We start from the raw sequence: 13,564 nt of genomic DNA on the forward strand, positions 1-13,564 counted from the left end.
ATTCAAAGCATAATTTCAGCTTCGCTTAATCATATTCTTCTTAATGTTTTTAAGAAATTGATAATAGATAATTTCGTTTTTAAGAACCTCTTCAACCGAATAATTTCTAATTTCTATAGGAATTCTCTGGATGTTCTTTTCATTGGAATCCAGTTTCAGACCTGCAGCACCGAATGTAACTCTCAGGTCTGGATTTTGACTAAAAACCGAATCGAAAAATTGATTTTTGACCAAATGGTCTGTGAAAGGAAAAGCGAAAGAATCAATCATAAAATGATTTTCATTCATATGATCAAGAGATTTTTGCGTGTTCTCCAATTGTTCTATTAAGGAAAGCTGATTGTAAAGTGGATGGTCCCAACCATGGGAAGCAATTCCAAAGCCATCATTTTTTAGTTTTTGTAGTTGTTCTGCCGTAAGATATACAGGATTTGTTTTAAGATAGTTTTTAATATCAATTTCTAAATGATCTGCGATCTCATCCAATTGGTGTTTATCTTTAAAGTTGATACTTAGGACCGAAGAAATAATATCTTTTGATTTATTTCCTGTCCATTCGAACATTTTATCTTGGAAATTTTTATTCTCAATTATTCCCGAAACAATCAGGCTGGCTTTATTTCGCCACATCATTTCATTATTATCAATGAATTTTGGATTGATGTAATTGATCGCAAAAATTCCTTTTCTAAGAAGAATAGGAGAGATGATATCGTAAAACTCACGATAACCATCATCAAAAGTCAATAGGACGCTAGGTTTTGAAGTTTTCTTTTTATTAATAAAATCATCCCAGTCAATAAATTCAAAATGTTTTGAAAGAAAATCCAGGTCTTTTTCAAATTGTTTGGGAGAACGGTAAGGAAAAAGATGTTTAACGTGCTTTACATCATTGTCCGAGACCAGATGATAAACCAAAATAATACTCTCAAAAGGTAATAGCTTTGAAAATTGATCAAAGGAAAAATTCTTTGACAATGGATTAATAATTCGGAAAAACCTGGTCTTGAAGCTCATCAGAAAAAACTTTGCCAGAGATGATCATCTTTGGCAAAGCAGTATTGATTTAAAATTTAATTACTTTACGATCTTCATCTCGTTCAATAGCCATTTTGCATCGGCATATTTATCGATCACAAAAAGAATGTATTTTGTATCGACCATGATGTTTCTACATAATTTCGGGTCATAATTGATATCACTCATTGTTCCTTCCCATTGTCTGTCAAAGTTAAGACCAATAAGATTTCCATAAGCATCCAATGCAGGGCTTCCAGAGTTTCCTCCGGTTGTATGGTTGGTTGCTGTAAAATTTACAGGAACGTCACCTGTTTTATCTTTATAGATTCCGTAATCTTTTGTGTTATATAAATTGATTAATTTTTTAGGCAGGTCAAATTCATAATCTCCGGGAATATATTTTTCCAAAACGCCGGCAAGATGGGTTTGATAACCATAAGAAACGGCATCTCTTGGATCAGAGCCTTTCACTTTTCCATAAGTTACACGAAGCGTGGAATTGGCATCAGGAAAGAATTTTCTGTCTTTGTCCGTTTCCATTTGCTGAGCCATAAAGGTTTTTTGCAAAGCGTCTATATCAGCCTGTAAAGTCGTAACCTGCTTATCCGTTGTTTCAAGATAAGAAGTTTTGAATGCTCCAAACATTTGAATAAGTGGATCTTTTTTTAGATTTTCAACTAATGTTTTTTGATCTGCAAAAGCCTTATCTATATTTTTTGCAATATTTTTATCATCATTGGATCTTCCTGTTATCATAGAAATCTTAGAAAGATTTTCCATCATTCCAATATTTCTGTTCTCAGTTTTTAGTTGATCAAAGTCTTTTGGAATAAATCGAGTTGAAGTTTTATTAGCATATAAAGCAAGGATTTTTGCAGTCACTTTTGCATCCAACTCTGCGTCATGATCTTTATAAATTTCATTTAATCTTGCTTTTAAAGATTCCAAAGATTTTGCATCCATTTTATCATCTTCGTATGCTTTAATATAATTTGAATAAATACCTGCCAGTGTAAATGTCTCAGAATTCCTTACAATTTCAGAATAATAAGCTTTGTGAAGGTTATATGGTGCTTGTTCATTATACTTTGCATTTAACCCATCGATAGTTGTTTTTATAGCTGGATTTTTTGAAATCAAAGTTTGTTCATATAGTCTCTTTTTCTCAACAGCATTGGATTTTTTAAGACCTTCAACTTCACCAATCCACTTTTTCCAATAGTTTGCAACGCGTGCATATTTTGCAGCATATTTGATTTTAGTTGCAGGATCAACTCTCATTTTTTCATCAAGAGTTTTGAGAGCAACATCACGTACAGCAATCATCGCAGGATCTGTTTCATTCATGATCTTTTCAACTGCAATAGCTGGCAGATATTCTGTTGTTCTACCAGGGAATCCAAAAACAAAAGTGAAATCATCTTCCTTTTTATCTTTTATAGATATCGGAAGAAAGTGTTTGGGAGTATAAGGAATGTTGTCTTTTGAATATTCTGCAGGTTTATTGTTTTTATCTGCATATATTCTGAACATAGAGAAATCTCCTGTATGTCTTGGCCAAACCCAATTGTCTGTATCAGAACCATATTTTCCGATAGCAGAAGGCGGAGCACCAACCAAACGAATATCTTTGTAGGTTTCTATAACATACGCATAGTATTTGTTGCCATAATACATAGATCTTACAGAAATAGATTGATAAGATTCTGTTTTCTGTGATTTTTTATAGGCATCAATATTGTCATTGATTTTTTTAGACAGATCACTTCCTGCAAGGCCTTCTGTTCCTGCAAGAATCTGACTTGTAACTTCTTTGATGTCAGTTATGAAATCAACAGTTACGCCGGGGTTTGGCAATTCTCCATTGATGTCTTTCGCCCAAAAACCATTAGTTAAAAGATCGTTTTCTACAGTAGAATGGGATTGAATATTGTCATAGCCACAGTGGTGGTTGGTTAATAAAAGTCCATTTGGAGAAATGATCTCTGCAGTGCAGCCACCATCAAATTGTACAACAGCGTCTTTGATACTCGCTTTTTCAGGATTGAAGATATCTTTTGCAGAGATTTTCATTCCCAGTTCCTTCATTTCTTTTTCATTGACTTCTGTCGGAATCCACATTCCGCCGTATTGCTGACCAAACGCCATTACAGCCGGAAAGAACAAGGCTGATAAAAGGATTTTTCTTTTCATTAACTTTAATTTAAACTTCACGAATTTAAAGAAAATTTTTTGAACGGAATTATCCGTGGTATATCATAAAAAAATAGAATTTAAATTTAGATTCTATTTACTTTCAAGGATTTCAAAATATCCCTATGTTTCTGAAATTTTCTTGATATCAAAATCAATAATTGCTTACTTATTTTCAGAAGACGTATTTTTTACATATAATCTATCCTCAACATATTCGATCTTTGTTTTGCCATGGGGTTTTGGCATTCCGTCTTCATCCAATCCTACAAAAACAAGTTTATCAATTGTGATGATGATCTGATGTGTCATTTTGTTCCTGACTTCACAGCGTAACGTCAATGATGATTTTCCGAATTCAACTGCTTCTATTCCAATTTCGATGATGTCACCTTGTTTTGCAGAACTTACAAAATTGATTTCGGAGATATACTTGGTTACCGTTCTTGTATTTTCTAACTGAATAATGGCATAAAGTGCCGCTTCTTCATCGATCCACTCCAGAAGTCTTCCTCCAAAAAGCGAATGATTAGGATTAAGGTCTTCCGGTTTTATCCATTTTCGCGTATGATAATTCATCATAATTCTATCGCATTTTAATTTGGTGCAAAGGTAAAGTTTTCAGAGATATTTAGCAGTTTTAGAATATAGAAAATACAGATGACCTAATTAATTTTTTAAAATATTGATCTAAAAATCTTTTGGTTGAATTTTTGATTCCCTAGAATCTTAGTATTTTTGTAAAAAATTTAGATTAAATGTCAAAAGTTAAAATCGGAACCGTTCAGATGTCTTGTGTTGCCGACAAACAAGCAAATTTGAACAAAGCCATTGAAAAAATAAAAGAAGCCGCCGCAAAAGGTGCTCAAATCATTTGTTTACAGGAGCTCTTTACATCATTATATTTTTGTGATGTAGAAGATTATGACAATTTCGAGTTGGCTGAACCTATTCCGGGTCCTTCAACAGATGCACTTTCTCCAGTTGCGAAGGAATTGGGAGTTGTAATCATTGCTTCGTTGTTCGAGAAAAGAGCACAGGGACTTTATCATAATACAACGGCTGTTATCGATGCAGATGGGACCTATCTTGGGAAATACCGAAAAATGCATATTCCGGATGACCCGGCATTTTATGAGAAATTTTATTTCACGCCAGGAGATCTGGGCTATAAAGTTTTCCCCACCAAATTTGGGAAAGTTGGAGTGTTGATTTGTTGGGACCAATGGTATCCGGAAGCTTCAAGAATTACAGCATTGATGGGAGCAGACGTCATGTTCTATCCAACAGCAATTGGCTGGGCAACAGACCAAGATGAAGAAACCAATCAAGATCAATATAATGCTTGGCAGACGATTCAGCGTTCGCACGCAGTTGCGAATGGTGTTCCTGTAGTTTCTGTAAACAGAGTGGGTTTTGAACAGGACGGTGCTATGAAATTCTGGGGAGGAAGTTTTGTAACGAATGCTCAAGGAAAATTGTTATATCTGGCTTCTCACGATAAAGAGGAAGTTGTTGTAACAGAAGTTGATCTTGCTCAAACAGATTATATGAGAAAGCACTGGCCATTCTTGAGAGATAGAAGAATCGACACTTATTCGCCGATCACAAAACGTTTTATTGACGAAAACTAATTGTCAGAGGATAGATGTCCGATGTCGGAAGATTTTAAATTCGGAAACAATATAATTTAATAATAAAAATAGATATTCTGACTTCAAAATATTATGGCTTTTAAATTTGAAAAATTACGGGTTTGGCAAAAAGCTTTGGAATTATCAACATTAGTTCATAATATCACAAGAGAATTTCCAAAGGAAGAACTGTTTATTCTTACTTCTCAAATTAAAAGAGCAGCAGATTCTATTAATTTGAATATTGCAGAAGGTTCTACAGGGCAATCAAATAAAGAATTCATCAAGTTTTTAAGATATTCTTTACGTTCTAACATAGAGGTAGTAAGTTGTATTTTCATAGCAAGAGAAAGAAAAATTATTTCAAAAGAAAATTTTAATAAAATATATGAGATGAGCGAAGAGATTTTGGCTATGATTACTGCTCTCATCAAAAAATTAGATAATGAACAATAATAATAACTCCGAATTACAATCTTCTGACATCGGACATCAGACCTTGGACTTGGAAAACTATGTTTTCCCAGCAGAATGGGAAGAACACGAAGCAACCTGGCTGTCTTGGCCTCACAAGGAGGAATCCTGGCCGGAAAGAATCGATTTGATCTATCCTGCTTATGCCAAATTTATTGCTGAATTGACAAAAGGTGAATTTGTTTGTATCAATGTGAAAGACCAGGAAATGCAGGCTTTTGCAATGGAACACATTTCCAAAGCTGGCGCAGATATATCAAAAGTTGAGTTTTATTTCAATGAAACTAATGACGCTTGGTGCAGAGACCACGGTCCGGCATTTTTAGTGAATAAAAATGGAGAAGAACCAAAGAAAATCATTGTTGATTGGGGATTCAATGCGTGGGGAGGAAAATACCCGCCATTCGAATTGGATGATGTGATCCCGACTAAGATTGCTGAAGAAAAAAATCTTCCGGTTCTTTATCCTGGAATTATTATGGAAGGCGGTTCCGTTGAATTCAACGGTGCTGGAACAGTTTTAACTTCCAGATCTTGTCTTCTTAATAAAAACAGAAATCCGCATCTTTCTCAGGAAGAAGTGGAAGAATTCCTGAAAAAATATTACGGACAAAAACAGGTTCTTTGGGTAGATGACGGAATTGTAGGCGATGATACAGACGGTCATGTGGATGATACAATCCGTTTCGTGAATGAAAATACAGTTCTGACAGTTATCGAAGATGATCCTGAAGATGACAATTATGAGATCCTTCAAACCAACCTTCGTCAGTTAAAAGAAATGACTTTGTTAAATGGCGAAAAACTCAATATCATCAAGCTTCCGATGCCAGAAGCAGTTTATTGCGACGGACAAAGATTACCGGCTTCTTATGCTAATTTTTACATCGCAAACAAGTCGGTGATTGTTCCGACTTACAGATGTGACAAAGATGCGCTGGCTTTGGAAATTATCCAGGAATGTTTTCCGGATAGGGAAGTTGTTGGAATAGATTCTACCGACATTATCTGGGGATTGGGAAGTTTTCATTGTTTAAGTCAGCAAGAGCCTTTGGTATAGATTTAGCCTGCAGAACTGCAGGTTTTTTATTTTGATTATTATGAGTGACAATATAACTACTGAATCAGTCAAAAAATTCCTTCCTTTGATCTTGGGAACGGCGATTTTTATGCAGATGCTGGATTCTACGATTTTGAATACCTCTTTGCCATCCATAGCCAGAGATTTACAGGAATCGCCTTTGGATATGCAGAATGCCATCATCAGTTATGTATTGACTTTGGCTTTGTTTATGCCTGTTAGCGGATTTTTGGCAGACAAATTCGGAACCAAAAAAATATTCATTCTTTCGCTGGTCTTGTTTTCGTTAGGTTCATTGTTCTGCTCATTATCTCAAAACCTGACCGAATTGGTGATTTCCAGAGTTATTCAGGGTGTTGGCGGAAGTTTGATGACGCCGGTTGGGAAGCTGGCATTGATCCGGGCCTTCAATAAAAATGAACTTCTGAAAGCTATGAATTTCGCTATCGTTCCTGCACTGATTGGTCCGGTAATGGGTCCTGTAGTTGGTGGATATATGGTCGATTATCTGAGCTGGCATTGGATTTTTTTGATTAATATCCCAATAGGAATTCTAGGAATTGGTCTCAGTTTAAAATATATGCCGAATTACAGGTCGCCTGTCATCGACTTTGATTTGAAGGGATTTTTGATTTTCGCATTGGCATCATTATTACTGTCGAGCGCATTGGAAATATTAGGAAATGCACAAAATCTCACACCTGTTCTGATGATATTTTCTTTAGGATTTCTGATGCTTTACTTCTACTACAAACATGCTAAAACAGATAATAATCCAATTTTTCCACTGAATCTTTTTAAAGTTCGGACTTTCCGAGTTGGGATTTTAGGAAATCTGGCAACAAGACTTGGAATCAGTTCCATTCCGCTTTTGGTTCCGCTAATGATCCAGATCGCTTATGGACAATCGGCGCTGACTTCGGGCTGGATTATTGCACCAATGGCGCTTACGGCGATGTTTGGAAAATCTTTTGTGATTGGGATTTTGGATAGGTTTGGTTATCGCAAAACTTTGATGGTCAATACATTTATCATCGGGATTTTAATTTGTTGCTTAGCAATCCCAAGTGTTCAAAGTTCGATTTACTGGTTTGTGCCAATTTTGTTGATTCTTGGATTTTTTAATTCGATTCAATTTACATCGATGAATACGATTTCCATCGCCGATTTGCGACCTTATCAAAATAGCAGTGGGAATTCTTTGGTATCAGTAAATCAGCAGTTTGCAATTGGATTCGGGATTGCGTTTGGTCTGATTGTTTTGAAATTGTTTGAAGGCGATACGACTTTTGTTAAAAATCAAGTGCACACAGCTTTCCGATACACTTTTTTGGTTGTAGGTTTTCTAACGATACTTTCCGGTTTGGTTTTCCGAAGGCTGAATTTTCGTGACGGTGAGAATATGAAATCGGTTTAAACACAGATTATTTTCGAATCATTTATCTTTGTGACTTTTAGAATTTATATTTTAAATTCGAAAGAAAGGATATTGATAATTTACTAATGGATTTTTCAAAATTAATTTCTTCTGATATTCAACATTATATCAATCAAAATCTCAATTGTGATTTAACTAAAATATTATTGAGAAAATCGCCATTTCCGGATGTTTCGATTCAGGAAATTGTTCAGCAGATCAAAGGCAAAAAAACAGCAGAAAAGAAATTTCCATTTTTAATAAAAGAAGGAATTATCTTCCCTCCAAATCTCAATCTTGAACAAGCTTCATCACAATCAACCGCAGAATATAAAGCTCAAGATCTAAAAGGCAAATCCTTTATTGATCTGACCTGTGGATTCGGTATTGATGCTTATTTTTTATCTAAGAATTTTGATGAAGTTACGCTGATCGAACAAAATCCCGAATTGATTTCTATTGTTGAACACAACTGGAAAACCTTAAACAGAAAAGCTAATTTCATCAATGAAAATCTTGAAGTATTTTTAGAAAGTCTGACTGACAATGCTACTTTTGATGTCATTTATCTTGACCCGGCAAGAAGAGACCAGCAAAACAAAAAGAAATTTCTACTCGAAGACCTTTCTCCTGATCTATTAGAAATTGAAGAGAAATTAAGGTCAATTTCAGATAAAATCATCGTAAAATTATCGCCGTTGATTGATATTTCATATTTGATTTCAGAATTGAAAAATATTACTGAAATCCAAATTATTGCTGTTAGGAATGAAGTGAAAGAATTAGTTTTAATTATTGAGAATCAAAAGAAGCGGGATGTTGAGATTCGTTGTATTAATTTAGAATCTGATGAACCCGAATTTTTATTCAATTTCAAGGATGAAAAATCTGCAAAGTCAGAATTCTCAGAAAGTTTGAAATTTCTTTATATTCCGAATAATTCGATTTTGAAGGCGGGAGCATTTAATATGATTTCAGAAAAATTCGGATTGAAAAAACTACATCCAAATACACATTTTTATACTTCAGAACATAAAATCGAAAATTTTCCAGGAAGAATTTTAGAAATAGAAAAAATCGACGCCAAAGATTTGAAAAAAGGAGAGAAGTATAATTTGATTTCCAAAAATTATCCTTTGAAACCGGAAGAGATCAAGAAAAAACACAAACTGAATGACGGCGGGAATCATTACCTGATTTTCACACAATCTGTTGCTGGAAAAGAAATCCTGAGAAGTCTGTAATTTAATTTATTGATTAACAAAGCTTTAATTAGATGTTAATTATTTAGCCATATTTTTAAAAATAATTGAATTGCAGTTCATCATCCCGTAAAAATTCACTACATTTGCACGCGTAAAAAATGGATATGCAAAACATTAGAAATATAGCGATTATCGCACACGTTGACCACGGAAAAACGACTTTGGTTGATAAGATCATTCACGCAACGAACATCTTCAGAGAGAATCAGGAGAGTGGTGAGTTGATCATGGATAACAACGATCTGGAAAGAGAAAGAGGAATTACGATTCTTTCTAAAAACATCTCTGTAAATTACAAAGACGTTAAGATCAATGTAATAGATACGCCTGGTCACGCCGATTTTGGTGGAGAGGTAGAAAGAGTTCTGAAAATGGCAGATGGTGTGATCCTGTTGGTAGATGCGTTCGAAGGACCAATGCCGCAAACGAGATTCGTACTTCAAAAAGCTTTGGAACTTGGATTGAGACCTCTTGTAGTTATCAATAAAGTGGACAAGCCAAACTGTCGTCCGGACGAAGTTCACGACCAAGTTTTTGACTTGTTCTTCAACTTGGATGCGACTGAAGAGCAATTGGATTTCCCAACATTCTACGGTTCATCTAAACAAGGTTGGTTCAACACCTCATTAGAACAAACTGACAATATTTTCCCATTATTAGACGGGATCTTACAATACGTTCCTGAACCTAAAGTTGAGGAAGGAACTTTACAGATGCAGATCGTTTCTCTTGATTTCTCTTCTTTCTTGGGAAGAATTGCAATCGGGAAAGTAATCAGAGGTGAGATCAAAGAATCACAATGGATCGGTCTTGCTCAGGCTGACGGAAAAGTATTGAAGGGAAAAGTCAAAGAGCTTTATGTTTTTGAAGGTCTTGGAAAGAAAAAAGTAACTGAAGTAAAGGCTGGAGATATCTGTGCTGTTGTAGGTTTCGATGCTTTCCAGATCGGAGATTCTTTCGTAGATTTGGAAAATCCAGAACCATTGCCAAGAACTGCAATTGATGAGCCAACGTTGAATATGACGTTCTCTATCAACAATTCACCTTTCTTCGGTAAAGATGGTAAATATGTGACTTCAAATCACCTTAAAGAAAGATTAACCAAAGAATTAGAGAAAAACTTGGCATTGAGAGTTCAACAGACTGACGATGCAAACACTTTCCTTGTTTTTGGTAGAGGTATTCTTCACTTGTCAGTTTTGATTGAAACGATGAGAAGAGAAGGTTACGAAATGACAATTGGTCAGCCACAAGTTATCTTGAGAGAAGACGAAAATGGTCAAAAATTGGAGCCGTATGAATCTTTGGTAGTTGATGTTCCGGAAGAGTTTGCTTCTAGGGTTATCGATTTGGCAACTCAGAGAAAAGGTGACCTTCATATTATGGAGACCAAAGGGGAAATGCAGCATATGGAATTCGAGATTCCTTCCAGAGGTCTAATTGGATTGCGTTCTCAGATGTTGACTGCAACTGCTGGTGAGGCTATTATGGCACACCGTTTCACAGAATATAAGCCTTTCAAAGGTGCAATTCCTGGAAGAAACAATGGTGTATTGATCAGTAAAACTCAAGGACCTGCAACGGAATATTCTATCGCTAAATTACAAGACAGAGGTAAATTCTTTGTTGATCCGGGTGAGGAGATATATGCCGGTATGATCATCGGTGAGCAAAACAAGCCAGGAGATCTGGTTGTAAACATCGTGGAAGCTAAACAATTGAACAATATGAGAGCTTCCGGAAAAGATAAAGATACTGGTGTTGCACCAAAGATCTTGTTCTCTCTGGAAGAATGTATGGAATATATCCAAGGTGATGAAGCGATCGAGGTAACTCCAAACTTCATCAGAATGAGAAAAAAGCTTCTTTCCGAAGAAGATAGAAAAAGAGTTGAAAGACAAGCAAAATCTTAAACTTATAAATTTAAAAGCCTTCATATTCTGAAGGCTTTTTTGAATTTAAAACAAAAACCAAGATGAAACAATTTACCATAAAAATCACCTGCAAAGACGAAAAAGGTCTGGTTTACAGAATCTCTGAAATCCTTTTGGAAAATGGACTCAATATTATCAAGAATGATGAGTTCGTGGATAATGAGAAATCCCTGTTCTTTATGAGAACCGAAGTTGCCGGAATCGCTGAACCTGAAAAAGTAATTGAACAGCTCAAGAAACAAATAGGCGATTGTTCCATTGAATTGAGTCAAAATGAATCTAAAAATGTGGTGGTTTTGGTAACCAAGGAACATCATTGTTTAGCGGATTTGTTGATAAGAAATCAATTCAAAGACCTTAATTTCAACATTCTTGCGGTTATTGGGAATTATGAAAACTTGAGAGAATTGACGGAAAAATTCAATATTCCTTTTGTTTATATTCCTGCAGAAAATCTCACGAGAGAAGAACACGAAGAAAAAATCAAAACTATTCTTAAAGATTACGACTACGATTATCTTGTTTTGGCAAAGTTTATGAGAATCCTTTCTCCTGATTTTGTGAAGGATTTCGAAGGTAAAATTATCAATATTCATCATTCATTTTTACCTGCTTTTATTGGTGCAAATCCTTATAAACAGGCTTTTGAAAGAGGTGTTAAAATCATCGGAGCAACGGCCCATTTTGTAACGAATGATTTGGATGAAGGCCCGATCATCTATCAGGATATTATCAAAGTGAGTCATTCCAAAACAGCGAAAGACTTGGCTAAAATGGGAAAAGATGTAGAACGGATTGTTCTGGCAAATGCACTCAAACTAGTTTTTGAGGACAAGGTTTTCATTGACGGAAATAAGACCATTATTTTTGAATAGAAAAGTTAACAAATTATAAAAGCGTCCAATTATTCGGATGCTTTTTTGTATTTCTGATATTATCGTTTAGTTTTGCAAACTATGCGTTTCAGATCATCATTTTTCCAAATATTATTGCTGGCTGTTTTTGTAGTTTCTTGTGCTACAAAAACTAAAAAAATAACTTCCAAATCTGGAATTAAAAAACCTGTTGTAAAGACAGAAGTCAAGCTTCCGCCAAAACCAGTTGTCAAATTAGATAATTTCGATTTACCTGAAATCAAAAGGGAATTCAGAGCGGTTTGGATTGCTTCGGTTGCCAACATCAATTGGCCTTCGAGAAATAATCTTTCTGTTGACCAGCAAAAACAGGAAGCAATACAATTACTGAATCTTCTAGTTGACCTTAACTTTAATGCCGTTATATTACAAATCCGTCCTTCTGCAGATGCTTTGTATAAAAGTCCGCATGAGCCTTGGTCTTATTTTTTAACCGGACAAATTGGTCAAGCTCCTTATCCGGAATATGATCCGTTGGAATTTTGGATTGAAGAATCCCACAAACGCGGTCTGGAATTTCATGCCTGGCTCAATCCGTTTCGTGCACATCATTCCAACGGAGGACAGATCACATCAGAATCAATGGTTAAAAAATCGCCAGACAACATCGTTAAGCTGAAAAACGGAATGTATTGGTTTGACCCAGCTGACGACAGAACGCAGGAACAAGCTTTAAAAGTCGTAAAAGATATTGTTTCCAGATATAATGTGGACGGAATTCATTTTGACGATTATTTCTATCCTTATGCAGAATATAATGGCGGAAAGGATTTTCCGGATTACAAATCTTGGACGCTTTATCAGCAATCTGGCGGAACGCTTTCCAGAGCGGATTGGAGACGTGGAAATGTTAACAAATTCTTGAAGCGGATCTATGACGAGATCAAAGCTCAGAAAAATGATGTCAAATTTGGAATTAGTCCTTTTGGGATTTGGAAACCTGGTTTTCCTACGGGAATCAAAGGCTCTTCTCAATATGATGAATTGTATGCGGATGCAAAACTTTGGCTGAACCAAGGTTGGATTGATTATTTCACGCCTCAGTTGTATTGGCCTGTAGATTCGCAGGGGCAAAGTTTTCCGCTTCTTTTGCAGTGGTGGAGTGATGAGAACACAAAAGGCCGCCATCTTTGGCCCGGATTAAATACTGTTGCTGTAAAATCTTCAAATCCCGTTTCTGAAATCGCCCGGGAAATAGATGTCACAAGACAAATCCTGAAAAAAAATACGGGAGAAGTGCATTGGAGTATTGCCGGAATCACAAAAAATTACGCAATGCAACAGGAATTAAAAACCAATTCCTACAAAGAAAAAGTTTTGATTCCCGAAACAACTTGGCTAACTTCTAAAGAATTACCAGAGTTGAATGTAACTTGGAAAAAACAATCTAATAATGTTTCAATCAATTGGAACAAACAAACCGAAGCCTTGTCTTATGTTATTTACCTAAAATATGGTAACAATTGGCAAACAGAAATCCTTTCTCCGGAAATAATTAATAAAAATGTAGTTTCAGAATTTAAAGGGAAAAAACTTTCGACAGTTGTTGTAAGGTCTGTTAACAAACTAGGGAAGTTGAATGCTTATAAAGTTACTATGATTAATTAGATTATATTTAAAAACCTTTGGTCT

General features: G+C 35.4%; 11 protein-coding genes. 8 read left to right on the plus strand and 3 right to left on the minus strand.

Annotated features, from left to right (window positions below; genetic code table 11):
- Nucleotides 1-15: 15 nt before the first annotated feature.
- The 3 genes from BLT30_RS12255 to BLT30_RS12265 all read right to left on the minus strand — a co-directional run bounded on the left by BLT30_RS12255 (nt 16) and on the right by BLT30_RS12265 (nt 3,792).
- Entirely contained in the window at nt 16-1,017 is a 1,002-nt protein-coding gene (locus BLT30_RS12255; RefSeq protein WP_089873846.1) for a polysaccharide deacetylase family protein, read from the minus strand.
- A 60-nt stretch (nt 1,018-1,077) separates the two neighbouring features.
- The gene (locus BLT30_RS12260) at nt 1,078-3,213 is read right to left on the minus strand and encodes a S46 family peptidase (protein ID WP_089873847.1); all 2,136 of its coding nucleotides are present in this window, start codon (nt 3,211-3,213) and stop codon (nt 1,078-1,080) included.
- Nucleotides 3,214-3,378: 165 nt separating this feature from the next.
- On the minus strand, nt 3,379-3,792 hold the full coding sequence (locus tag BLT30_RS12265; RefSeq protein WP_089874334.1) for an acyl-CoA thioesterase: 414 nt from the start codon (nt 3,790-3,792) through the stop codon (nt 3,379-3,381).
- Nucleotides 3,793-3,971: 179 nt separating this feature from the next.
- On the opposite strand from BLT30_RS12265, the gene BLT30_RS12270 reads away from it, so the two are divergent.
- The 8 genes from BLT30_RS12270 (at nt 3,972) to BLT30_RS12305 (ending at nt 13,540) form a co-directional block, all read left to right on the plus strand.
- On the plus strand, nt 3,972-4,847 hold the full coding sequence (locus BLT30_RS12270) for a carbon-nitrogen hydrolase (protein WP_089873848.1): 876 nt from the start codon (nt 3,972-3,974) through the stop codon (nt 4,845-4,847).
- 93 nt (nt 4,848-4,940) lie between these two features.
- Nucleotides 4,941-5,303: a four helix bundle protein gene (locus BLT30_RS12275; RefSeq protein ID WP_089873849.1), complete on the plus strand. Its 363-nt coding sequence runs from the start codon at nt 4,941-4,943 to the stop codon at nt 5,301-5,303.
- A complete protein-coding gene (locus BLT30_RS12280) occupies nt 5,293-6,381 on the plus strand; it encodes an agmatine deiminase family protein (protein WP_089873850.1) in 1,089 nt (362 codons plus the stop codon). The genes BLT30_RS12275 and BLT30_RS12280 overlap by 11 nt, the downstream gene beginning before the upstream one ends.
- Nucleotides 6,382-6,421: 40 nt before the next feature.
- Nucleotides 6,422-7,819 carry an MFS transporter gene (locus tag BLT30_RS12285; RefSeq protein WP_089873851.1) on the plus strand — a complete coding sequence of 466 codons (1,398 nt, stop codon included), beginning with the start codon at nt 6,422-6,424 and terminating at the stop codon, nt 7,817-7,819.
- A gap of 86 nt (nt 7,820-7,905) precedes the next feature.
- The gene (locus tag BLT30_RS12290) at nt 7,906-9,063 is read left to right on the plus strand and encodes a class I SAM-dependent methyltransferase (RefSeq protein ID WP_089873852.1); all 1,158 of its coding nucleotides are present in this window, start codon (nt 7,906-7,908) and stop codon (nt 9,061-9,063) included.
- A gap of 125 nt (nt 9,064-9,188) precedes the next feature.
- Nucleotides 9,189-10,997 carry a translational GTPase TypA gene (gene typA / locus BLT30_RS12295; protein ID WP_089874335.1) on the plus strand — a complete coding sequence of 603 codons (1,809 nt, stop codon included), beginning with the start codon at nt 9,189-9,191 and terminating at the stop codon, nt 10,995-10,997.
- Between the two features lie 62 nt (nt 10,998-11,059).
- Nucleotides 11,060-11,893 carry a formyltetrahydrofolate deformylase gene (gene purU, locus BLT30_RS12300; RefSeq protein ID WP_089873853.1) on the plus strand — a complete coding sequence of 278 codons (834 nt, stop codon included), beginning with the start codon at nt 11,060-11,062 and terminating at the stop codon, nt 11,891-11,893.
- A gap of 81 nt (nt 11,894-11,974) precedes the next feature.
- Nucleotides 11,975-13,540: a glycoside hydrolase family 10-like protein gene (locus BLT30_RS12305; protein WP_089873854.1), complete on the plus strand. Its 1,566-nt coding sequence runs from the start codon at nt 11,975-11,977 to the stop codon at nt 13,538-13,540.
- Nucleotides 13,541-13,564: the final 24 nt, after the last annotated feature.

Origin of the sequence: Epilithonimonas hungarica (assembly GCF_900102265.1) — a bacterium.
GTDB classification, from domain to species: Bacteria; Bacteroidota; Bacteroidia; order Flavobacteriales; family Weeksellaceae; genus Epilithonimonas; species Epilithonimonas hungarica.

What these genes read in the sequence shown, in the direction of transcription:
- purU (WP_089873853.1), top strand. Translation starts at nt 11,060, where the DNA reads ATGAAACAATTTACCATAAAAATCACCTGCAAAGACGAAAAAGGTCTG.
- BLT30_RS12270 (WP_089873848.1), top strand. Translation starts at nt 3,972, where the DNA reads ATGTCAAAAGTTAAAATCGGAACCGTTCAGATGTCTTGTGTTGCCGAC.
- BLT30_RS12290 (WP_089873852.1), top strand. Translation starts at nt 7,906, where the DNA reads ATGGATTTTTCAAAATTAATTTCTTCTGATATTCAACATTATATCAAT.
- typA (WP_089874335.1), top strand. Translation starts at nt 9,189, where the DNA reads ATGCAAAACATTAGAAATATAGCGATTATCGCACACGTTGACCACGGA.
- BLT30_RS12260 (WP_089873847.1), bottom strand. Translation starts at nt 3,213, where the DNA reads ATGAAAAGAAAAATCCTTTTATCAGCCTTGTTCTTTCCGGCTGTAATG.
- BLT30_RS12285 (WP_089873851.1), top strand. Translation starts at nt 6,422, where the DNA reads ATGAGTGACAATATAACTACTGAATCAGTCAAAAAATTCCTTCCTTTG.
- BLT30_RS12255 (WP_089873846.1), bottom strand. Translation starts at nt 1,017, where the DNA reads ATGAGCTTCAAGACCAGGTTTTTCCGAATTATTAATCCATTGTCAAAG.
- BLT30_RS12265 (WP_089874334.1), bottom strand. Translation starts at nt 3,792, where the DNA reads ATGAATTATCATACGCGAAAATGGATAAAACCGGAAGACCTTAATCCT.
- BLT30_RS12280 (WP_089873850.1), top strand. Translation starts at nt 5,293, where the DNA reads ATGAACAATAATAATAACTCCGAATTACAATCTTCTGACATCGGACAT.
- BLT30_RS12305 (WP_089873854.1), top strand. Translation starts at nt 11,975, where the DNA reads ATGCGTTTCAGATCATCATTTTTCCAAATATTATTGCTGGCTGTTTTT.
- BLT30_RS12275 (WP_089873849.1), top strand. Translation starts at nt 4,941, where the DNA reads ATGGCTTTTAAATTTGAAAAATTACGGGTTTGGCAAAAAGCTTTGGAA.